This is a genomic window from Staphylococcus caledonicus (genome assembly GCF_016238465.1).
GTDB classification, from domain to species: Bacteria; Bacillota; Bacilli; order Staphylococcales; family Staphylococcaceae; genus Staphylococcus; species Staphylococcus caledonicus.
On sequence record NZ_JABTXV010000004.1, the window covers coordinates 36494 to 57537 of the forward strand.

The following is a 21044-nucleotide window of genomic DNA, read 5'->3' on the forward strand; positions in this document are numbered from 1 at the left end:
AAATCTTAGAAATTACATTAGATTTCTGTTCCGCTCCCCTCTTAAGAAAGCGAGCCAAACAATACGCAGTAAAACACTACTCAGCCTTATTTAAATATGTTGTGATTAATTCTGTATAATAATCGATAAATTTAAGATATTTATCTTTATCCACATGCTCATCAACTTGGTGAGGTACAGTACCAGGACCAAACATTAAGAATGAGAAATGCTCATCTTTATCACGTAATAAGTTAGAAGCATCCGTTACACCTACAGTTGGTGATGCAAGAACATCTTGTCCAAATACATTTTTAGCCACTTGTTGACCTACTCTAATTAAGTCATTATCACCAGTTGTAAGTACTGGATCTAAATCTAAATAGATATCTTCTTCTAAGTTACCGCCCTGTTTATTAATCTCTTCTAGATATTTTGTAAATAATTCTTTAACCATCTCGTTATCGTATTCTGGTACAGTTCTAATATTGAATTCAGCCGTCGCTACATCAGGTACTGAATTGACTTGATTACCACCATGTAAGATTGTATTACTAATCACTAGACCAGAAACTACACGTCTAACTTCTTCCTCATCTAAACCGCTATCTTTAAGTAATGTTGTACTAAAACGTTCAATCACGTCTGAGAAATCAAGTTTTTCACATTTTAGTTCTTGAGAAATACGCTCATATTCCTCATCGATATTTTGAATAAAATCGATTAATGGCTTAATCGCATTTTTACCAATAACAGGCACAGAACTATGTGCTGCTTGACCTTTAGATGTAATTTTATAATCCATTGAGCCTTTATGCGCAAACACAATATTTTGTTCAGAAGGTTCAGCAATAATTAAGGCATCTACGTCATCCATATAACCTTTTTTATATAATTGAGCTGATCCTAATTGTTCTTTTTCTTCACCAGCCGTAGCCATAAATTTAATTGTTCCTTTAGGTAAAGCATCATTTTCTTTAAGCTCAATCATTGTAATCGCTAAGCCCATTAATCCAGCTTTCATATCTGATGTTCCACGTCCGTATAACATGCCATCTTTTTCAGTAAGTTCAAATGGAGGGTATGTCCAATCATTTGGATCCCCTTCAGATACAACGTCCATATGACCTGAAATACCTACAACGGGATGACCCTCTCCAATTGAAGCAACTAAATTTACACGTTGTCCTTCAATTTCATCAATTTTCGCATTGATTCCATGTTTTTCAAATAAATCTTTGAGATAGTTCGCAACTTCTATTTCGTTATCATTGACGGTGTTCATTTCAACAATATCTGCTAACAATTGGACTTTTTCTTGTTCTGAATATACATTGTTCATAATTTGTACTTCCTTTCAAAATTAAGATTACATACCATTTAAGCCTTGTCGTGGTTCGTATTGTCTTTGATGAATAAAGTAAGAATAAATGCGATAACAATTAAAATCGTCGTGAAGATAAAGGCTGCATCTACCCCATGTACCGTTGATTCTCTCATAATGGCCTCTTTTGAAAGACCACTATGTGCAGAAGTTGTGTATTGTTTCGCTACAATAGCTAGGATTGTCATACTAATAGCAGTACCCATTGCGCCGGCAATTATGCGTGCTGAATTCATAATTGCTGTGCCGTGTGAAATGTCTTTATTGTCTAACGCATTCAAACCTACCGTATTCAGTGGCATCATAAGTAAACCAACTGAGAACATACGAATAGCGTAAATCGTTACCACATACCAAAACGGTGTATCTGCCGTTAAGAAGATGTGTAGGACTGTCATTATAATTAGTAAGATAAAACCTGGAATAGCTAATACACGTATACCATATTTATCAAAAATCTTACCAGTATAAACCGAAATAAAGGCGTTAAATACGGCGCCAGGTAAAATGACTAAACCAGATAACACAGCCGATAAACCTAAACCAGTTTGAACATACATAGGTATTAATAAGGCAGGTCCTACAATACCGATGAACACTAACATAGATGCCACCGCAGATAATGTGAATGTACGGTTACTAAACACTCGGATATTTAATAACGGGTGATTCACCTTCAGTTGACGCATTGAAAAGATAACTACAATTAACATGCCGACAATAAAGCTTAAAATAACGACAGGCGATGTAATGCCAAACGTACTCACACTACTAAACGCAAAGAGGATTAAGCCAAACCCGAAAGTAGAATAAACCACAGAGCGTTTATCTAAGACGGCAGGTTTCGTTTGATTACTATTTTCCACGAAGAAATAACCTATGACAAAGACGATGATGGCGATGGTTGCCACGATGTAAAATGGCATTCTCCAACTATAGAAGTCGATTAATAACCCTGTTAATGTAGGTCCAATAGCTGGAGCCGATTGTGCGACGATACCGGTAAGTCCCATCGCAAAGCCTCTTTTTTCAACTGGAAATAGTGTAAAGACTGTAAATTGCATAAGCGGTAATAGGATACCTGCACCGACCGCTTGAACGACACGCGCGACCATTAAGATGCCAAATCCTGGAGATACGGCCGCTAGAATAGAGCCGATAAGGAAGGCAGCCATTGAGAAGATGTAAAGCTTACGCGTCGGATATTTATCCATTAAGAAGGCGGTTAATGGAATCATGATCCCGTTCACAAGCATAAAGCCTGTGATCAACCATTGCGCTGTTGATTCTGATATACCTAAGCCACTAATAATAGCCGGTAATGCTGTATTAAGTATTGTTTGATTTAACATAGCTACGAAGGCACTAATGAGCATAATTAGCACAATCGTATTCCGTTTCGCTATACTCATTTGACTATTCTCCATACATAATACTCCTTTAAAACTAATTACATTATAAAATGTTAGCATTTTTAGTTAGCCAGGCAAACTAAAATGACTCAAAAAAAGAGAACGGACCAGAAATAAATTTCTGTAGCCGCTCTCTAAAGAGGAAGTAAGACTGCGCGATGTGTTCAATTAACAATTTTATTGGGTGTAAGTTATTTAAATACATATTTAGGGATAGGTATGCGTCAACTTCCTCTATAAATACCTTTCCTATAATACCAAATGTCGTTCAAAAAAAGATTTTTTATTCTCAAATGGTTAATGTGAATGCTCAACTGTTCACAATCTACCCTAATTGCACTCCAACGCTTAATTTTAAGAAGCTATATCGTCGCCTTTAAGCACTTTTGTATATTCTTTCTGAGTATGAAATAATTATAGAAAATATTAAATTTTCCAAGGAGTTCAATATGACTATCTATCAGACTTATGCACTTCTCGTAATTGGAATTATCATCCTAGGACTGATTGTGAATTTTGCGATTTCATTTTCAAATAAAAGAAAATTAATCAACCAAATTCATACATTATGGCAGAATAAACGGCCTTTAGAAAGCTTTATTCGCCCGAATTCACGCTTTAACTATCAATTCGAGCTCTATCGCGACCGATATTCTAAAGTGGTTGACGATAAAACGTGGTCCGACCTTAATCTTGAAGAAGTCTTTCATCGTAGCAACTTCAACTTCACTGCAATCGGAGAAATGCGTTGGTACGCGACTTTACGCCAAATGTTTAAAGCCGATCAACATGAACTGATTGACCGTTTCAATAACGACCAAGATTTTCGCGTGAACGTCTCTTATCGTCTCGCATCGATAGGCAAAGTAGTTTATCCTATCTTCCCTGATCAACTCAAACCAATTAAACGCCAAAATCTATTTATGCTGTGTCCATTCTTACCATTTATTGGACTGATTGTGCTATTATTTTCACCTTCAGTAGGAACACTTATCACAGTATTTGCCGTACTCCTTAACATCATCTTATCAGGCACATTAAAACGTACCTATGACCAAGATTTAAAGTCACTCTTCTATACCGCCAACGTACTTAAAGAAGGGTATCATCTCGACCAAATTGACGGCACACCCGATGTCGCTACTAACTTCAATCACTTTAAAGGTGCACGCTTCTTTAGTGGCTTACTCGGTACAGCAGGCGATCAAGACATTGGGGGCGCATTCGTCATGTTACTCAAGATGGCCTTTATGGTAGACTACTTCCTCTTCCATACCATCCAACATACATATTATCAGTATCAAGACGAAGTCCTAGCCTGCTACGATTACGTTAGCACCCTAGACAATCACTATTCACTCGCCATGTACCGTCGCACCCTAGACACTTACTGTGAGCCGACTGCCTTTTCCAAGAACCAAAGCGTCTCATTCACTAACCTAGTTCACCCTTTATTGGAAAATGCAGTGCCAAACGACCTGGACATTAACCACAATATTCTATTAACCGGTTCAAATGCATCAGGAAAGTCCACATTTATGAAGGCGGTAGCAATTAACCTAATACTTGCACAAACTATCAATACAGTTACAGCCGACGAGTTTAGTTATCAACCCGGTTTAGTCTATACGTCTATGGCAAATGCCGATGACGTGCTATCAGGCGATAGCTACTTTATGGCCGAACTTAAATTAATACGTCGCCTATTTGATATTGGAACGGGAACGCCGGTATATTGTTTTATCGATGAAATCTTTAAAGGAACGAACACGACTGAACGTATTGCAGCGTCAGAATCGGTATTAACGTACTTACATGAGTTACCGCAATATAGTGTCATCGCTGCTACCCATGATATTGAGTTATCTGAACTATTGAAACCAAATTATCTCAATTATCATTTTAATGAAACAATCGAACATCATGAAATCCACTTTGATTATAAGATTAAAGAAGGCAAAGCCAATACACGTAACGCGATTGAATTATTGCGTATTACCCGCTTCCCAGACAAGATTTACAACCGTGCAAAGCAACAAGTTAAAGATTAATAACACAATGTTTTACATGAAACATTTACTTTGAATAACAAATAAGCTCCGATTGACACGTGTAAGGTCAAACGGAGCTTGATTTTTAGAATAATAAATTTAGTTTGAATGTCTCTCTTCTTGAACGCTATGTTCAGGGAGATTTTTGAATTTTGGACTTATGCCATATTTATTTTTCTCAACTTTACTATTGAGACAAGTAATGACGATTTGATAAATAGAGATAATGCATACAATAATATTAAATATAGTAAGAGCTAGTAACAGCCATCCATTTTCTAAATCTGGGTCATTAATTTCCCATACGAATTGGAAAACATTCGTAAAAATAGCTAAGGCCACGAGTAATACCGGCACAAACATTGTTCTACCCGTATCATGGAAACGTCTTACACTTAACGCAAGTTGTGGGATAATGATCACTAACGCATATAGTAGAAGATATAAACCAGCGCACATGATTCCTAAAATACCCACTACTCCACCGTTTTCTACATGGACTGAAACTGCTAAAATCACTACTATTAATGAAATAAGGTATATAAATATTGCTGGCAAGAAAAAGATAAGATGCCAAAGTTGTATCCACCAATACTCACTACGTCTCGAACGTCCACGGAAATTAAAATAATTCTTCCAAAATAATTTAAAGGCTTCTCCAAACGTTACTTTAGGGTTCATATATAATAACTCCTTTATCCGACTTTCTTTCATCGTATCATACTGAAATCACATTGAAACCCTTTTCACATACAAAATTTATTAAAAATAAAAACTATATGAAATTGAAACATTAATATAAAAAGGAAACTCACTAATTAAATTTGGTTTAATAATAATTATCTAATTATGCGAAGTATCTTAATTCTTTAATGTAAAAATTACATGTAACTAACGAAGTATTGTTGGCGAGACTCTTGAGGGAATAGGATGAATTAATTTTGGCAGTAGTTGTCTGAAATGAAGATGCGTTCAAGCCTCACTTTCTTCATTTCTAGTCAACCTTGCCGGGGCGGGACTACGAAATCTTAGAAATTACATTAGATTTCTGTCTCGCTCCCCCCCTAAGAACGCGAGCCAAACAATACACAGTATTGGATACCAAAGAAAATATAAAAAAGACGTAAAGGTGATTTTTAATTGAAGACATCACTTTTACGTCTATATTTTGATATAGCTGTTTTATTTATAGCCAAACTATTTTTCTGTTTTAATGACTTTACCTTTATCATCTAACTTAGACATCTTACCATCTTCCATAACATACGTACCTAAGATTTCACCATCATTATTACGATAGTTTACTTTCCAATCCCCTTTATGATTCGTATTTTTAACATTGTCCCATAAATAACCTGTTTTACCTACTTGAACATCATCAAAGTTAGAGATTAACTTGTAAACTTGATTACGATATTGTGTACCAACACTAACCGATTTTTCTAAATTTTTATCAGAAATAGGATTTTCTCTTTCTTCCTTAGTGCCTGGCAATTTATCTGAGATATTGATTTTGCTAACTAACTCAGACATCGCTTTATTGTCTTTGTTACGTTTATATACTTCTTTTAAATCGATTTCTTTCCCTTTTTCTAAAAATGCTTTATACGTCGCTTCAGTCGCTTGATCACGGCCAACAAAGATTTTATCTTTATTTACTCCAACGATAGTTGTGAAATTCCCTTTATTAGGATAAACAGTATAGAAGTGCATATTTTTAGGCGCATTTTCAACCTTGTCTGTATATTTCACTAACGTAAAATCAACTAAATTGTAATTACGTTTTCCAGTAGGCATTTTATATTCATATATCCCTGTTAGAATTTCATTTTTAGTTAATGTATATTGGTCGACATCCTCCACACAAAAAACAAGCGCTAGTCTTTCTTTTTCAGAGAGTTTAGCTATCTCTTTTTCTAGCTTTTTATCTTTATTATTAGACCGTTGAGTGCTAGTTTGTTTATTTTCTGTGTTAGATTTAGAATTCTTATCTTTTGAAGCATCGTTTGTACCACAAGCTGCTAACAATAGTAAAAGCACACTACTTAACCATAAAAGTTTCTTCATCATTACTCCTTATATAGAATGGATTTTTAAAATAAATTTATTATCTTTTATTCTATTTATAAAAAGATACTTTGTAAATACTATATCTAGAGTAATACACAATAAAATGTAATACGGAGTATTGTTGGCGAGACTCCTGAGGGAATAGGATGAGTGTCGAGACCGAGGCTCGACCTGGCAGTAGTTGTCTGAAATGAAGATGCGTTCAAGCCTCACTTTCTTCAATTCTAGTCAACCTTGCCGGGGTGGGACTACGAAATCTTAGAAATTACATTAGATTTCTGTCCCACTCCCCCCCTAGGAAATGCGAGCCATACAATACGAAGTATTGATATAAAAGAAGCATAGAGATGATTCAATCATGAATATCTCTACGCTATTATTTTAAAATTTATATTCTAGAATCCAAATGATTATCCAATTATCGGATAATCGTATTTTCTTTTTCATGAATCATTTGAATGATTTCATTCTTTTCATTCATCACTGCTACTTTTGGCGCATGGTCAATCAATTCACGTTCATCTACTTGTACATATGTCATAATAATCACAACATCATCGACTTCTACTAAACGTGACGCTGCACCATTAAGACATATTTTGCCGCTACCTCTTTCGCCTGCAATAACATATGTTTCAAAACGTGCGCCATTGTTATTGTTAACGATGGCTACCTTTTCATTCGGTAAAATATCAACCGCATCTAAAATATCAGCATCGATTGTGATACTACCTACATAATTTAAGTTAGATTCAGTCACATGAGCTCTATGAATCTTACCGTTCATCATTGTTCTAATCATTACTTACTTCCACTTCCTAAAATAATATTATCTATTAAACGCGCTTTCGAGAATTTCACTGCTAACGAAATAAAAATTTGACCCTCAATCTCCGAAACAGCTTCTAAATCAGGATAACTATAGACAGCGACTTCATCGATATGACCACTTGTATGTTCTGTTAAATACGTTTTAATCGCACCGACTATGATATTACTACGTCTTTCACCATCTGCATAGAGCGACTTCGCGATATTTAAACTTTTGCTTAAATGAACTGCTTCTTGACGTTCTTCTGCCGTTAAATAGACGTTACGTGAACTACGTGCTAAGCCGTCTGCTTCACGTACAATATCGATGCCTACAATGTCGATAGGGTGGTTGAAATCTTCGACCATTTTTTCAATAATCGCGAGCTGTTGGGCATCCTTTTTCCCAAAATAAGCTTTATCAGGACGTACAATATTAAATAATTTATTTACTACTGTGACCACGCCATCGAAGTGTCCTGGACGTTGCGCGCCTTCTAAGACGGTAGCTAGACGTCCCACCTTCAATGTCACGCTTAATTCGTTCGGATACATCTCGTCAACGTCTGGATGAAAGACGTAATCTACGTTGATGTCTTCCACTAAGGCTACATCTTGGTCGATCTGACGTGGGTAAGCATCAAAATCTTCGTTAGGTCCAAATTGTAATGGGTTAACGAAGACACTGATTACCGTTACATCGTTCTCTTCAACTGAACGACGCATCATGCTTAAATGTCCTTCATGTAATGCGCCCATCGTTGGTACGAAACCGATTGTTTGCCCAGAACGTTTTAAATCATGTGTGATACGTTGCATCTCTGCCACAGTTTTAATGATTTGTGTCATTGCCATTTACCTCGTCTAAAATCTTTTTCTTATATGTGTGTGCTTCAGATGGAAAAGTCCCAGCCTTCACTTCTTCGTCATATTGTTTAATTCCATCGACACCAATTGAAAAATCAGCAAATTGTTTTACAAATTTAGCCTGACGATCTACGCCATAATTTAACATATCGTGATAAACCAACACTTGGCCATCAGTGTCTTTACCTGCGCCAATACCAATGACAGGAATATCTAATTGACTACTAATTAAGCCAGCTAAGTCGCTAGGAATAGCTTCTAACACTAACGCCACTGCGCCAGCTTCTTGAACCGCGTGTGCATCTTGAATTAATTGTTGTGCAGCATCTTTTGTGCCTGCTTGTAAACGATAGCCCATTACACCAACGCTTTGTGGCATTAGTCCTAAATGAGCCACGATAGGAATACCGATTTGTGTTGATTTTTTAATGAAATCAACTAAATGAGCACCTTCTGCTTTCAACGCATTGGCATTTGTTTGTTGGTATAATGTCAGCGCATTGCGTAAATCATGTTCAATACTGACACCTACAGCGCCAATCGGTAAATCCACAACGACGAAAGTATCATTTGCGCCACGTCTCACGGCTTGACCATGATGAATCATATCATCTAACGTTACTTGTGTTGTCGTTTCATAGCCTAATACCGTCATGCCAAGAGAGTCACCAACTAAAATCATATCAATATTTGCTTCTTGTGCTTGTTTTGCACTCGGAAAGTCATAAGCTGTAATCATCGAAATCTTCGTTTGGCTTTGCTTCATTTCCACTAATTTTGCTAAATTTTTCATTTTTAATTTAACTCCTATATCAAAAGTTTGATAATAATACGTATAATTATATTTAAGAATGCTTAGAAAGGAAAGTTTTAAATGCGAATTGCTATTATCGGTCCAGGGGCAGTTGGTACGACCATTGCCTATGAACTTCAACAAACATTAACCGATGTAACCTTACTCGGTCGCTCTACCAAAGAGATGCATATTGCGCCCGCCAATCAAACAGTTCAAGCGTACAACATCGATGAGATGGACACGCCATTTGACACTATCATTATCGCCGTAAAAACCCATCAACTTAAAGATTTAATTCCAAAACTTCATCGCCTTAGTCATCATGAAACGATATTTATTTTAGCGCAAAATGGTTATGGCTTACTATCTCACTTACCATTCAAACATATTTATCAAGCCGTCGTTTATATTAGTGCTCAGAAATCAGACAATAAAGTAGTACATTTTCGTGACTATCGTTTACACCTTCAACAAGATGCACGCACTGCGAAGTTGAAACAACTATTTGATCATACAAAAATCGAAATAGTCCTAGAGAACAATATCGAAGAAAAAATATGGTATAAACTACTAGTCAACTTAGGCATTAACTCAATTACTGCACTCGGTAAAAATACGGCTCAAATTCTAAAAATTAAAGAAGTCGAAACGTTATGTAGAGCGTTATTAAATGAAGGTCGTGAAGTTGCTCAAGCGGAAGACATCGACTTCCCTGACACAATCATCGACGAAATAATGACGATTTACGCAGGCTACCCAGATCATATGGGCACAAGTATGTATTATGATGTAATTAACCAACAACCTTTAGAAGTCGAAGCTATTCAAGGCTTTATCTACCGTAAAGCGAAAGAACATGATATTCAGACACCACATTTAGATACCGTATACGCTTTATTAATGTCCCATCACACTCTAGCTTATGATTAAATTAATATCGTTTATGCAAAAAATTTATATGCAATAAAATTATAGTTTACATTGAAAAGGTTTTGTAGTAATATATATTTTGTTGTTAAAAATAATAACTAAATATATGGAGGGGTACTCAAGCCTGGCTTAAGAGGCCAACCATTTATGGTTGGTAGGAGCTTCGTGCTCGCGTTGGTTCAAATCCTTCTCCCTCCGCTACTAAAATGTCCTTACGTGATTCTCATCTACAATCATGTAAGGATATTTTTTATTTCTTGTGAAACTTAAGCACCTCCTATTGAAAGAATATTCAAACTTCTTCCAATAGGAGGTGCTTATTTCCAACCCTTGATTGTTTATTAAATTGATCGTTAACAAGTGATTAGGCCACTCCTCTCACTAATTACTAATCATATCTTTATTTGCTTCTTTGTTGTTACGCGAGTCTTCATTCGCAGTTAAAATTAATTTTTTAGCGATACTTGGATTATTCACTTCATGACGCAATTCGCTATTAAGTCCAAGTAGGTTGTTGGCTTGAGTTTCTTCACTGTTTAACTCTTCTAACCCGTTGACAATTTCTGTAGCTAATACTTCGCATGCATCGCTATTTTTAACTTTCACTTTATCCTGAATGATGTCTTCAATAACTTCGATTAATTGTGTTTTTTGTACTTGTATATCAATCATGAGCATGACTCCCTTATATTTCATTTGACATATTATGTAAAATATGCCCTTAACTAATTACCCCATTTTCACAAAGATATTCCCATTAATTAATATGAAGTATCGCTGTCCCTTAATTTACTGCGTACTCATTGGAAGATCTTATTAATGGAAGTATACCGTATTTTGAGATAATAAAATATAAACTTTATTAATATAACAAATGTGTAATATTGTTGTTAATTTGTAGTTATTTAGCATTTAAATATCCGTCTGTTTTGGCACAAACACTTGGGCTTCACTGTCTTCCGGATAGTAATAACCGTTTGGAATGGTTTGTAGTTCTATCAAGCTACCCCATGGACTTTTCACATAGACAGTTTGATTACCTTCTGTATCCTCATACTTAGTGTTCGCATGAGGTTCAGAGATAGGCTGACCACCCGCTTCGGTTACTTGTTGTAATACGCGTTCAAAGTCTTCGGCTTCTATGTAGAACGAGATATGCGTAAAGCCAATGTCTTGTAATGATTGAGAGGAACCTTGATGCGCATTTTCAAACTCGAACATTTCAATATTTGATCCATTGCCAAAGACCATCATACGTTTATGAATAATAGCTGCGCCCTTTTCCAAACCAAGTACGTGCTCGCCATAGTCACCGCCACGTGGCTCATCAGACTTCTTCTGACTATCGTAAGCAATCTTGCCATTAAGACCTTGTTTGAAAAAGTCTGTCGCTTCTTCCATGTCTGGTACTGTTAGACCAATATGATTAATTCCACGATTCATTTGTACTAACCCCCCCTCAATATTGTGCTGTCCGTTTTAAGTATTAGCACCATCTCGTACACGATCAATAATCGCTTGAATGCGTTGGCGTTTGTCGGCCTCATTTTCAGCAAAAAAGACGGAAGGTTCATCTTTAATAGCGACCCACGGCACAATTGCGTCAAAATCTAAATCGCGAATCAGTTCTAAACTTTGAAGAGACGCTTCTCTATCGCTTGAACCTAAAATTACGGTGCGCCATTCACCCTCCTCAACGCATAGGAAGTCGCCTGTAAATAAATAGCGATGTTCACCATTATCCCACAAGAACATTGTCGTTCCAGGTGTATGACCAGGCGTCGGAATCACTTCGAGATCATCAGCTAGCTTTTCACGTTGTTTAAAATAACCGTCTACTTTAACTGTGTTGCTAATGGCTTTCGCATCATCTTGGTGAATCCAGAATGGTAAGTCTATGGCTGGCTTACCACCTAGTGATTCATGGTCATGGTTCATTAATACGCGCGTCGCACCGCCTAATGCATTGATATCGTCTTTAGCTTGGTTAAGACCTGGAGAATGGTAAATCACTACATTCCCTTCTGGACGTTCTAAAATGAAAGATTTCATTAGATATCTACGATCGAACGGAAGTACAGAAGTAGAAGTTTCATATATTCCTTTTCCTACTAATGTAAGTGTTTCTAATTGATTATTTGTCATACCATTTCACCCTTTTCCAAAAATTGGTCTATTATTTATACCCTATTTAATATATCGCATTAGTTGTTAAGCAAAATTAAAGCGTAGCGCGTGTTTATTGATAATCTACGACGCGTTCAACTGGCATTCTAAATGACGTATGTGCTTCTTTAGCTTGCTTACCAATTGCAATAATCATGACAGGGACGTAGCGATCTAAGTCATAACCAAACGCTTTACCAATCTCTTCTTGTTCAAAGCCACCAATTGGATTAGTATCATAACCGTGTTGTTTAGCAACTAGCATCAACTGCATTGCGGCAAGACTGCTATCTATTTTGACAATGTCGCTCATCGATTGACGTGTGCGTTGTTTATAATTCTCTAATACGATTGGCAACATTTGGTCTTTCACTTCTTGAGGCATATGGCCATGTTTCACGGCTTGTTCATAGATATATTCGCCTTCTTCGTAACATTGTAAGTCTCCGAAGATGACAATCATTGCTGAAGAGGTATCATTTTGATTCGTATTAAATTGGATTAATGGACGTAATTTTGCTTTCGCTTCATCACTTTCAACAACTACAAAGCGCCATGGTTGCATGTTAACTGAAGACGGTGCTTTCGTCGCTTTCGCAATCATTTCATTCATTTCTTCATGTGGAATTTTATAATCTGGGTCAAACCCTTTTACAGATTTACGACCTTCTAATATTTCATTAAAATCATTCATCTTTAAGCCTACTTTCTCATTTTAATATTTTCGTTTATCTCTAGCTTTATTTTATGTAGAATAGATTACCAGTTAAACCATAGTTTAAGAGAAAGGATTTGCTTACATGACTACCTATTATATCCAAGATGTTTCCGAGCGTTGCAAGATTTCTAAAAGCAAACTACGTTACTATGAAAAGCACGACATATTAACTAATATCCAACGTGATGCCAATAATAAACGTATTTATACCGAGAAAGATATTGAACTTATTAGCCTCATCCAATGCTTCACATTGCTCAATATGCCGCTTAAAGAAATTAAGCAATACATGCATCAACTTTCTTCTAATCAGACAACCGTGCCCGACATTCTAGAAACTCATTTAGAAGTTTTAAAGTCTGAACAAGCGCTTATTACTAAACGTATTGAAGCGATAGAACATCGTTTAAAAGATAAAGATTGGTCTTATACTTATGAAAATAATTAAATTTATTCTCGATTAATGTCATCGGATTAATTAATTCATGATTAAAAACAATTAAATGGGGTATTATAAATTTTGTCAAAATAAATAATTCAAAACTTAGAATAATTATTTATGATATAACGAAGAGTATACGTATTTCAGTCATAATTTTCAGTCAGATATATACTCACGAAGGGGAAGAAAATTATGGCAGACAAACTGCAAAGAGAATTAAGCAATAGGCATATACAACTTATTGCGATTGGCGGCGCAATCGGTACTGGACTTTTCCTAGGCGCCGGCGCTTCAGTTCATTTAGCAGGGCCTTCGATATTACTTACATATATCATCGTTGGTTTCGTATTATTTATGTTTATGCGCGCAATGGGCGAAATTTTACTATCAAACTTAGGGTTTAAATCATTTGGTGATATTGCCCACCATCATATAGGACCCATGGCAGGGTTTATGGTCGGTTGGACCTATTGGTTAACCTGGATTATTTCAGGCATGGCTGAAGTTACAGCCGTCGCTAAATATGTCGAATATTGGTATCCAGCAATGCCAAACTGGATTACAGCTGCTTTTACAATTATTGTATTAGTGACAATGAACCTGTTCAGTGCCAAATTATTTGGAGAACTTGAATTCTGGTTATCTATTATTAAAGTAACGACGATCTTAGCTTTAATCGTAGTTGGTATCGTGATGATTGTCTTTGCGATGAAGACACCTTACGGACCAGCAAGCGTCGATAATATTTGGGGAAATGGAGGCTTCTTCCCTAACGGAGCATCAGGTTTCTTCATGTCATTCCAAATGGCTATTTTCTCATTTATAGGTATCGAGCTTATTGGTATTACTGCTGGGGAAACGAAGAACCCACATAAAACGATTCCTCAAGCGATTAATAACGTGCCATTCCGAATTTTAATTTTCTATATCGGTTCTTTAGCCGTGATTATGTCAGTGGTACCATGGGATAAATTAAATCCTGAAGAAAGTCCATACGTTAAGTTATTCGGGTTAGTCGGTATTCCGTTCGCAGCAGGTATCATTAACTTTGTAGTGTTAACTGCGGCAGCATCATCATGTAATAGTGGAATCTTTGCGAATAGCCGTACACTATTCGGTTTAGCAGGTCGTAAACAAGGACCGCCATTCTTCCATAAAACAAATAAACATGGTGTGCCTTACTACGCCATCTTAGTAACATGCGGATTACTTAGTATCTCAGTTATACTTAACGCAATTTTCAAAGATGCGACAAAAGTATTCGTTCAAATAACTACTTTCTCAACGGTATTAAATATTATGATTTGGACATGTATTATCTTTGCATATTTAGGTTTTGTGAAAAGAAATCCTAAATTACATAAAGAAAGCAAGTTCAAAATGCCAGGTGGTAAATATATGGCATATGCTATACTTGTCTTCTTTGCATTTATCTTTATCATTTTATTAATTAGTAGTAGTACACGTTATGCGGTACTATTCGCACCCGTTTGGGGAGCCGTATTATTACTTATGTATCAACGATATAAAAAAGAATCTGAAAAAGCAGAAGTACAAATGGAAAGTGAATAAATTCATTATAAATAGACGAATCCCCTGTACAATCACTAAGAGTGTGATGTGGTACAGGGGATTTATTTAGTCTCTATTTTTCAGTTAAATGACCGTCTTCCATATGAAAGACTTTGTCGCAAAACTGTGTTAATCGCTCATCGTGAGTCACAATAATACATGTTTTATCACGTTGTTTAGATTGTTCTTTTAAAATTTCCATAACTGCCATCGCATTTTCAGTATCTAATGAAGCAGTAGGCTCATCGGCTAAAATAATAGAAGGTTGTGTATAAATCGCTTTCGCAATCGCGACACGTTGTTTTTGTCCTCCAGACACTTCTGAAGGTAATTTATTTTCTAAGTCTTTTAAGCCTAAATCTTCAAGCAGTTTAGTATATTCTTCGCTACTTAACACGTCTTTTTTATAGCTTTTCAATAAATGAAATTGTTGTTTGATTGTTAAGAACGGCACTAAATTAGTTGCTTGTAATATAAATCCAATTTCTTTCATTCTCATGTTGGCCAACTGTTTTTGGCTAAGTTTAGAAATATTCTTCTCGTTGATAAATATCTCTCCAGATGTCGGCGTTTGTAATGCCCCGGCCATCGTAAGGAACGTACTTTTCCCGGAACCTGAAGGGCCGACAATGGCTATTAGTTCACCTTTTTCAAAACTTAAAGAAGTCGATTTAACCGCTTCAATAATACGATTTCCGTCTTGGAATTCTTTGGTTACATTCTCAAATTTTAACATTGTGGCACCTCCTATCCTATTGCCTTAAGTGGATCTATCTTGCGAATTGATAATACTGAGAATAAACTACCGACAAGTGATGTCAGAATGAGTACAAGCCCAAAGATTAGCAATGTACCGATGTTAAATTGAACGGGTACAGCTTCTGGTAATACAAGACTAGTAAGTAGCGTCAGAATCAACCCTATAAGTGTACCAATGAATGCGAGAATAAAGGTCTGTGCTAACACCATCTTCATAAGAAAGCCATTAGTAAATCCTTGCGCTTTTAACACACCGAATAAATTCTTTTTCTGCAAGGTAATGACATATAAGAAGACACCGATAACTGTCGCTGAAATGACAAATAAGAATGTAATCATAAAGTTCATTGTTAGATTTTGTGGTTTATAGCCAGGTAAGTTTTCTACAAAGGCATCCATACCAACAACCTCTAAGTCACTATCAACTTTTTTATCTTTCCACTCTTTATCTCGAACAACGATTGCGTTAGTTTTATCTTTTCCTAATACCGGATTAACCTTGGCAATTGTCTTATTATTAGTAAAAATAACAGGTGAAGCATTATATTTAGCACTTTCTGAGACACCTACAATATGTAACTTTTCATCAGACTGTGATAATTTTAATGTATCGCCTACTTTAAATCCTTTATCTTTTAAAGTTTGATCGATAACGACGTCGTTATCTTTACTAAATGTCTTGCCGTCTACTATTTTAGGTATTAAAAATGACTTCGCATCTACGCCAAAGAGTAAGGCATTTTCTTCACTATCTTGATTTGAGGCAATGACTCCCATTTGTTTCAATGGTGCCGTCTCTTTAAAAGTATCTTGTGCTTTAGAAGTCTTAAATACAGATTGTTGTACCGTTTGGTTCGCATCTTTATTTAAAACAATCGCATCAGCTTTCCACTTTTTAATGCCTTCTGTATTCATATTAATTAAACCGTTAGCTAGGCCAGATAATAAAAACAGTAAATAACTGATTAAGACTAGAATTCCAATAATCAAACCAAATTTCAATTTGTTACGTTTAATCTCATTCCATGCTAAGAACATTTAATCCCTCCTTTTCTCTAAGTATATCAATATTTTAATTACTATATTATATCGTTTTACTTATAATTTACGCTTACTTATTCATAAGCGTACGATTTAGACTTACCCCATGTCGTTCCGTCTCAAATAACTCTAAGTTATACATCGAAGTATCTTTAGGTAGATGTTGCTCAAAAGTATCCCAAATCCACATGGCGATATTTTCTGCCGTTGTATTCATATTAGGCAAAGTGTCGTTGAGCAATTGGTGATGTAATTTAGGTTCAATGTGTTGCTTATAAATGGCATCTACATCATTAAAATCTAATCCCAAACCATATTGTCCGATAGGCGACAACACATCCACGTATAAACGATAAGAATGTTGCGTTAAATCACGATACACTGTTTCATTAAAATAAATACGATTATCACAGATAAAATCATAACTTTGTTTTAGAATAGTATGGCCACTTTTATATTGAAAGTGCTTAGGCACCTCTACATGGCTAAAATCTCGTGCCATCATTCTTCTCCCCCTTTTATTCTTATTTAAAATAGCGCCTCACTTTACAGTAAGGCGCTAGATTTCAAGAATATTGACTTAGTCTAAGTATTTATCAGCGTGTTCAAGGCCAAAACTATTGTCATTTTTTCTTTCTTCTTCATATTCTTCTTGGCTAACTTCTTCAATTTTTTCAATCGCATAAGCTGCTTTTTTCGCAAATTGTTTTACTTCATCTTCATTGTTAGCTAAAACAAATACTTTTAATACATTGTCATCAACGATATCTTTGTAATGTTGGTAATATAATTTGTAGATTTTCATACAATTATTCCCCTTTCAAATTTACAACCTTATACTTTATAAATTCCCATTAAAGGTTCAAGTAGTACGATATCCCCTAATTTTTAATTTATTAAACCTTAAAATTAATTTAAATAGTCTACAATTAAAAATATACATTGAGATTTACATCCTACTCATGTGAATAATTATTTAAATTCAACATTTGCCCATCAAAGTAATTTAAAACGTATGAATCGTGCGAAATAATAATTAACTGCGTATCTTTCAGCGATTTTAACATTTCAATAATAAGCTCTTCATTAATCACGTCTAAGTTGGTCGTCGCCTCATCTAATATTAAAACTTTCGGTTCAACAAGCAGGGCTTTGGCAATCCAAAGACGTTGGAACTGCCCACCACTCAGTGTTTCTACCCGCTGCTTTAAAATGTCCTTAGGTAACAAACAACGTTCAAGTACACTATCAATTCTTGTTTGGTAACTACTTTTCTCAAAGTTATAATTCTTTAAGGGTTCCATTAAGGTGTATTGAACTGTTTTACGTCCATCTAACGTGTCTTTTTGATATTGAGGGACATATTGGATATGTTGCATCCATGTTTTTAAAGGCGTTTGTTCTTTTAACTTATCTTCAAAATAAATCTGACCTGTGTATTCATCGTCTAACCCTGTAATAATTCGGGCGAGCGTCGATTTACCACAACCACTTTCTCCACAAATTAATAAACATTGTTGCGTCATGTCGAATGAAATATCGTTTAAAATGTGTCGTTGGTCGATATATTTATTTACATGTTTAACTTGAAGCATGGCGAATTCTCCTAGAAGCGATTGAAATTAATTTCTCAGTATAGGCGTGACGAGGGTGTTCTAAAATTCTAGTCGCCTCCCCAGTTTCAATAATATTGCCATCTTTCATAATACTTATATGTGTGGCGTAAGCTTTCACTAAATTTAAATCATGCGTTACAAAAATAATCGTCATTTGATTTTTACGCATGACTTCATTTAAATAATCCATAAATTTATGATTATTATCAGCATCTAAAGCGCTTGTCGGTTCATCTAAAATTAAGTAGTCCGGGCGTCTTATTAATGACATAATGAAGGCGATTCTTTGTGCCATGCCACCACTCAATTCAAATGGATATCGCTTTAGCAATTGCTTGCCTTGCGCTAAGCCGAGACGTTCCATCATGGCGATAATTTCATCTCTTTGTTCTGTCCATGTTAAATCAGAATTAGACACTTCATGGAGATATTGAAAATGCTTTTCCAAGGTCACATTTTGAAACATATTACTTTGAACATCTTGGAATACGGCATCAGTTTTAGTTAAATCAAAATTAACCGTTCCTTGATAGGTTAAATTGGAACGTCGCATTCCTAATATAGTTCTAGTAAATAATGACTTACCGCTCCCACTTTCACCTATAATGCAATGAAATGCGCCAGGTACAACTTGTAGTGAGAGATTATGTAGGAGTTGGCGTTGATGTTCAAAGACACTTAGCTGTTGGACATCTAATATTGGATTTAACGTGTTAGCTTTCTGTTTATCATCTGACATAATAACGCACAACCTCCTAACAATAGACCTGGGAAGAAAAAGAGCCACGGCGCGCCGTTAAAATAACTTTTCCCATCAAATAAGATGGTTCCTAACTCAGGTGTTGGTGGTTTAATACCTAAACCTAAAAACGCTAGACCTGAAATACTAAGCATAATCTTGCCAAAATCAGCGGTGATAAGCGCTAAAATATCACTCGTTAAGTGTGGAATCGTATGCGTAAGTGTCGTCTTCACTTTAGAATTACCACTCAATACCGCAAACGTAATAAAAGGGCGTTTCTGAATATCTCTCGTTAAATTTCTAAAATATCTTAAGTAACGTCCTATCCACGCGAGTGCCAGTGAATAGATTAAGCCAAGCATTGAATTACTAACCAAGCTCAATGCGACTAAAGCGATAATAAATGACGGAATCGCTAGTAACATATCAGCGATAAACATTAACAATTGGTCGAACCACTTTCGTTCAATACCAGCGATAAGACCGAGTGTTAACCCAATTGCGACACTAATTATAATTACAGTAAACGTTAAACCGAGTGTTACGCCTGTCCCCAGAAACAATCGAGTAAAGAAGTCCCTTCCTAGCTGGTCAGTCCCTAATAAATGTTTTAAACTAGGTGCTTGTAAAGGAGAGGACAGGTCTGAACCTTGTATTTTTGTGTAACCATACATCAATAATAAGATACAGACCGCTAGACTACCCACAATATAATATTTTAATTGCTGTCTCATAACGATTTCCTCTTTCCATACTTAGAACGTAGCGTTGCTTGTTGGCGTAGTCTTGGTTCATTTTTCAAAATAATTAAATCGCCAATATAATTAATCAACATAATCGACACTATAATCATGACGACGATGCCTTGAATTAAAGGATAATCACGTTGATTAATCGCTGTAATCAATAATTTGCCTATACCGGACATACTGAAGATCACTTCTAAAATGACTGCTTTACCAAACAAGTGAATGATACTATTAAACGAAATGGTCATTAATGGCGCAAAAATTTCTTTAATTTGAACGTGAATGCGCGCAACCAAATTTAAGCGTCTTAATACCGCAAGTTGGTAGGCATCATTATCCAATGTGCGTTCGATCAAATGTGCCGTCATAAGTAACACATGGCATCCTTCAATCATCACAATGGTGATAATCGGTAGTAAAAAGTGTTGCCACGAGTCGCTTCCCACAAAAGGTACCAGTTGCCATTTAACACCAAAATAATAAATTAATAGAATCGCCAACCAATATTCAGGCATAGAGGTCATCACTTGAGCCACGCCACGAATCGTCTTCGCATAATGTCGATGTGGATGATTACCAATCAGATAGCCGATGACATAGCCAAATGGCAACATAATACACGCAGAAACAAGGATTAAGACGAGCGTTGGAACGACCGATTCTATAATCATTGAAACGACTGGTTCATTTGTACTAAAGCTATAACCTAGATTGCCTGTAAATGCATGACCCACCCAATCAACATATCTTAGAAACATATTACGCCCTAGTCCTAGTTTATGTTGTGCCAACTCCATATGCTCTTGTGTAATCGTCGTATAACCATGTCGTTGTAGATAGAGTATTGCGGGATTACCCGACGTCTTTTCTACTAGCACGAAGATGATAAACGAACTGATTATGAGATATAAAAGTAGTTTGAGCGTTCGCTTGATCATGG

Annotated in this window: 23 protein-coding genes and 1 tRNA gene; 5 read left to right on the top strand and 19 right to left on the bottom strand. The window is 35.9% G+C overall.

Annotated elements, in window-relative coordinates; translation table 11 throughout:
- Positions 1 to 76: 76 nt before the first annotated feature.
- Together HS848_RS10465 and HS848_RS10470 are read right to left on the bottom strand one after the other, a co-directional pair.
- Positions 77 to 1321 carry an ArgE/DapE family deacylase gene (locus HS848_RS10465; RefSeq protein ID WP_198612278.1) on the bottom strand — a complete coding sequence of 415 codons (1245 nt, stop codon included), beginning with the start codon at positions 1319 to 1321 and terminating at the stop codon, positions 77 to 79.
- Positions 1322 to 1359: 38 nt separating this feature from the next.
- Positions 1360 to 2790, bottom strand: coding sequence for an MDR family MFS transporter (locus HS848_RS10470; RefSeq protein ID WP_198612279.1), 1431 nt, complete (start codon positions 2788 to 2790; stop codon positions 1360 to 1362).
- 434 nt (positions 2791 to 3224) lie between these two features.
- Here HS848_RS10470 and HS848_RS10475 point away from each other — a divergent pair, with 434 nt between their 5' ends.
- Positions 3225 to 4826, top strand: coding sequence for a MutS-related protein (locus HS848_RS10475; protein WP_198612280.1), 1602 nt, complete (start codon positions 3225 to 3227; stop codon positions 4824 to 4826).
- 99 nt (positions 4827 to 4925) lie between these two features.
- Here HS848_RS10475 and HS848_RS10480 read toward each other — a convergent pair whose 3' ends face one another.
- The 5 genes from HS848_RS10480 to panB form a co-directional block, all read right to left on the bottom strand.
- Positions 4926 to 5507 carry a DUF805 domain-containing protein gene (locus HS848_RS10480; RefSeq protein ID WP_198612281.1) on the bottom strand — a complete coding sequence of 194 codons (582 nt, stop codon included), beginning with the start codon at positions 5505 to 5507 and terminating at the stop codon, positions 4926 to 4928.
- Between the two features lie 516 nt (positions 5508 to 6023).
- Positions 6024 to 6893, bottom strand: a complete 870-nt coding sequence (locus HS848_RS10485) for a hypothetical protein (RefSeq protein ID WP_198612282.1) — start codon at positions 6891 to 6893, stop codon at positions 6024 to 6026.
- A 421-nt stretch (positions 6894 to 7314) separates the two neighbouring features.
- Positions 7315 to 7698, bottom strand: coding sequence for an aspartate 1-decarboxylase (gene panD / locus HS848_RS10490; protein WP_198612283.1), 384 nt, complete (start codon positions 7696 to 7698; stop codon positions 7315 to 7317).
- A complete protein-coding gene (panC, locus tag HS848_RS10495) occupies positions 7698 to 8555 on the bottom strand; it encodes a pantoate--beta-alanine ligase (RefSeq protein ID WP_198612284.1) in 858 nt (285 codons plus the stop codon). Before panC ends, panD begins: the two co-directional genes overlap by 1 nt.
- Positions 8539 to 9366: a 3-methyl-2-oxobutanoate hydroxymethyltransferase gene (gene panB / locus HS848_RS10500; RefSeq protein ID WP_198612285.1), complete on the bottom strand. Its 828-nt coding sequence runs from the start codon at positions 9364 to 9366 to the stop codon at positions 8539 to 8541. Before panB ends, panC begins: the two co-directional genes overlap by 17 nt.
- An 81-nt stretch (positions 9367 to 9447) precedes the next feature.
- Here panB and HS848_RS10505 point away from each other — a divergent pair, with 81 nt between their 5' ends.
- Both HS848_RS10505 and HS848_RS10510 read left to right on the top strand, forming a co-directional pair.
- Positions 9448 to 10299, top strand: coding sequence for an oxidoreductase (locus HS848_RS10505; protein ID WP_198612286.1), 852 nt, complete (start codon positions 9448 to 9450; stop codon positions 10297 to 10299).
- 108 nt (positions 10300 to 10407) lie between these two features.
- Positions 10408 to 10497, top strand: a tRNA-OTHER gene (locus HS848_RS10510).
- 183 nt (positions 10498 to 10680) lie between these two features.
- Here the strand turns inward: HS848_RS10510 and HS848_RS10515 are convergent.
- The 4 genes from HS848_RS10515 to HS848_RS10530 all read right to left on the bottom strand — a co-directional run bounded on the left by HS848_RS10515 (position 10681) and on the right by HS848_RS10530 (position 13159).
- The gene (locus HS848_RS10515; RefSeq protein WP_107507324.1) at positions 10681 to 10971 is read right to left on the bottom strand and encodes a hypothetical protein; all 291 of its coding nucleotides are present in this window, start codon (positions 10969 to 10971) and stop codon (positions 10681 to 10683) included.
- Between the two features lie 240 nt (positions 10972 to 11211).
- On the bottom strand, positions 11212 to 11742 hold the full coding sequence (locus tag HS848_RS10520) for a VOC family protein (protein ID WP_198612287.1): 531 nt from the start codon (positions 11740 to 11742) through the stop codon (positions 11212 to 11214).
- 36 nt (positions 11743 to 11778) lie between these two features.
- The gene (locus tag HS848_RS10525) at positions 11779 to 12444 is read right to left on the bottom strand and encodes an MBL fold metallo-hydrolase (RefSeq protein WP_198612288.1); all 666 of its coding nucleotides are present in this window, start codon (positions 12442 to 12444) and stop codon (positions 11779 to 11781) included.
- Positions 12445 to 12538: 94 nt separating this feature from the next.
- On the bottom strand, positions 12539 to 13159 hold the full coding sequence (locus HS848_RS10530) for a nitroreductase family protein (protein ID WP_107507323.1): 621 nt from the start codon (positions 13157 to 13159) through the stop codon (positions 12539 to 12541).
- Between the two features lie 106 nt (positions 13160 to 13265).
- Here HS848_RS10530 and HS848_RS10535 point away from each other — a divergent pair, with 106 nt between their 5' ends.
- Positions 13266 to 13631: a MerR family transcriptional regulator gene (locus tag HS848_RS10535; protein ID WP_198612289.1), complete on the top strand. Its 366-nt coding sequence runs from the start codon at positions 13266 to 13268 to the stop codon at positions 13629 to 13631.
- A gap of 186 nt (positions 13632 to 13817) precedes the next feature.
- A complete protein-coding gene (locus HS848_RS10540) occupies positions 13818 to 15197 on the top strand; it encodes an amino acid permease (protein WP_198612290.1) in 1380 nt (459 codons plus the stop codon).
- A gap of 73 nt (positions 15198 to 15270) precedes the next feature.
- On the opposite strand, the gene HS848_RS10545 is transcribed toward HS848_RS10540, so the two are convergent.
- The 8 genes from HS848_RS10545 to HS848_RS10580 all read right to left on the bottom strand — a co-directional run bounded on the left by HS848_RS10545 (position 15271) and on the right by HS848_RS10580 (position 21042).
- Entirely contained in the window at positions 15271 to 15933 is a 663-nt protein-coding gene (locus HS848_RS10545; protein ID WP_198612291.1) for an ABC transporter ATP-binding protein, read from the bottom strand.
- Positions 15934 to 15944: 11 nt separating this feature from the next.
- Entirely contained in the window at positions 15945 to 16994 is a 1050-nt protein-coding gene (locus HS848_RS10550; RefSeq protein WP_198612292.1) for an ABC transporter permease, read from the bottom strand.
- Positions 16995 to 17067: 73 nt separating this feature from the next.
- Entirely contained in the window at positions 17068 to 17499 is a 432-nt protein-coding gene (locus tag HS848_RS10555; RefSeq protein WP_198612293.1) for a 6-pyruvoyl trahydropterin synthase family protein, read from the bottom strand.
- A gap of 78 nt (positions 17500 to 17577) precedes the next feature.
- Positions 17578 to 17802, bottom strand: a complete 225-nt coding sequence (locus HS848_RS10560) for a hypothetical protein (protein WP_107507318.1) — start codon at positions 17800 to 17802, stop codon at positions 17578 to 17580.
- A gap of 151 nt (positions 17803 to 17953) precedes the next feature.
- Positions 17954 to 18592, bottom strand: a complete 639-nt coding sequence (locus tag HS848_RS10565) for an ABC transporter ATP-binding protein (RefSeq protein ID WP_198612294.1) — start codon at positions 18590 to 18592, stop codon at positions 17954 to 17956.
- The gene (locus tag HS848_RS10570) at positions 18579 to 19352 is read right to left on the bottom strand and encodes an ATP-binding cassette domain-containing protein (protein WP_198612295.1); all 774 of its coding nucleotides are present in this window, start codon (positions 19350 to 19352) and stop codon (positions 18579 to 18581) included. Before HS848_RS10570 ends, HS848_RS10565 begins: the two co-directional genes overlap by 14 nt.
- Positions 19319 to 20029, bottom strand: a complete 711-nt coding sequence (locus tag HS848_RS10575) for an ABC transporter permease (protein ID WP_408642071.1) — start codon at positions 20027 to 20029, stop codon at positions 19319 to 19321. The genes HS848_RS10570 and HS848_RS10575 overlap by 34 nt, the downstream gene beginning before the upstream one ends.
- Before the next feature lie 56 nt (positions 20030 to 20085).
- Complete coding sequence (locus tag HS848_RS10580; protein WP_198612297.1) at positions 20086 to 21042, bottom strand: ABC transporter permease; 957 nt, start codon at positions 21040 to 21042, stop codon at positions 20086 to 20088.
- Positions 21043 to 21044: the final 2 nt, after the last annotated feature.

Bases quoted from the DNA above. Each gene is read 5' to 3' on its own strand.
- HS848_RS10540 (WP_198612290.1), top strand. From the start codon at position 13,818: ATGGCAGACAAACTGCAAAGAGAATTAAGCAATAGGCATATACAACTT.
- panB (WP_198612285.1), bottom strand. From the start codon at position 9,366: ATGAAAAATTTAGCAAAATTAGTGGAAATGAAGCAAAGCCAAACGAAG.
- HS848_RS10555 (WP_198612293.1), bottom strand. From the start codon at position 17,499: ATGGCACGAGATTTTAGCCATGTAGAGGTGCCTAAGCACTTTCAATAT.
- HS848_RS10520 (WP_198612287.1), bottom strand. From the start codon at position 11,742: ATGAATCGTGGAATTAATCATATTGGTCTAACAGTACCAGACATGGAA.
- HS848_RS10545 (WP_198612291.1), bottom strand. From the start codon at position 15,933: ATGTTAAAATTTGAGAATGTAACCAAAGAATTCCAAGACGGAAATCGT.
- HS848_RS10570 (WP_198612295.1), bottom strand. From the start codon at position 19,352: ATGTCAGATGATAAACAGAAAGCTAACACGTTAAATCCAATATTAGAT.
- HS848_RS10535 (WP_198612289.1), top strand. From the start codon at position 13,266: ATGACTACCTATTATATCCAAGATGTTTCCGAGCGTTGCAAGATTTCT.
- HS848_RS10525 (WP_198612288.1), bottom strand. From the start codon at position 12,444: ATGACAAATAATCAATTAGAAACACTTACATTAGTAGGAAAAGGAATA.
- panC (WP_198612284.1), bottom strand. From the start codon at position 8,555: ATGACACAAATCATTAAAACTGTGGCAGAGATGCAACGTATCACACAT.
- HS848_RS10515 (WP_107507324.1), bottom strand. From the start codon at position 10,971: ATGATTGATATACAAGTACAAAAAACACAATTAATCGAAGTTATTGAA.
- HS848_RS10575 (WP_408642071.1), bottom strand. From the start codon at position 20,029: ATGTATGGTTACACAAAAATACAAGGTTCAGACCTGTCCTCTCCTTTA.
- HS848_RS10560 (WP_107507318.1), bottom strand. From the start codon at position 17,802: ATGAAAATCTACAAATTATATTACCAACATTACAAAGATATCGTTGAT.
- panD (WP_198612283.1), bottom strand. From the start codon at position 7,698: ATGATTAGAACAATGATGAACGGTAAGATTCATAGAGCTCATGTGACT.
- HS848_RS10565 (WP_198612294.1), bottom strand. From the start codon at position 18,592: ATGCTTCAAGTTAAACATGTAAATAAATATATCGACCAACGACACATT.
- HS848_RS10530 (WP_107507323.1), bottom strand. From the start codon at position 13,159: ATGAATGATTTTAATGAAATATTAGAAGGTCGTAAATCTGTAAAAGGG.
- HS848_RS10485 (WP_198612282.1), bottom strand. From the start codon at position 6,893: ATGAAGAAACTTTTATGGTTAAGTAGTGTGCTTTTACTATTGTTAGCA.
- HS848_RS10465 (WP_198612278.1), bottom strand. From the start codon at position 1,321: ATGAACAATGTATATTCAGAACAAGAAAAAGTCCAATTGTTAGCAGAT.
- HS848_RS10580 (WP_198612297.1), bottom strand. From the start codon at position 21,042: ATGATCAAGCGAACGCTCAAACTACTTTTATATCTCATAATCAGTTCG.
- HS848_RS10550 (WP_198612292.1), bottom strand. From the start codon at position 16,994: ATGTTCTTAGCATGGAATGAGATTAAACGTAACAAATTGAAATTTGGT.
- HS848_RS10505 (WP_198612286.1), top strand. From the start codon at position 9,448: ATGCGAATTGCTATTATCGGTCCAGGGGCAGTTGGTACGACCATTGCC.
- HS848_RS10480 (WP_198612281.1), bottom strand. From the start codon at position 5,507: ATGAACCCTAAAGTAACGTTTGGAGAAGCCTTTAAATTATTTTGGAAG.
- HS848_RS10475 (WP_198612280.1), top strand. From the start codon at position 3,225: ATGACTATCTATCAGACTTATGCACTTCTCGTAATTGGAATTATCATC.
- HS848_RS10470 (WP_198612279.1), bottom strand. From the start codon at position 2,790: ATGGAGAATAGTCAAATGAGTATAGCGAAACGGAATACGATTGTGCTA.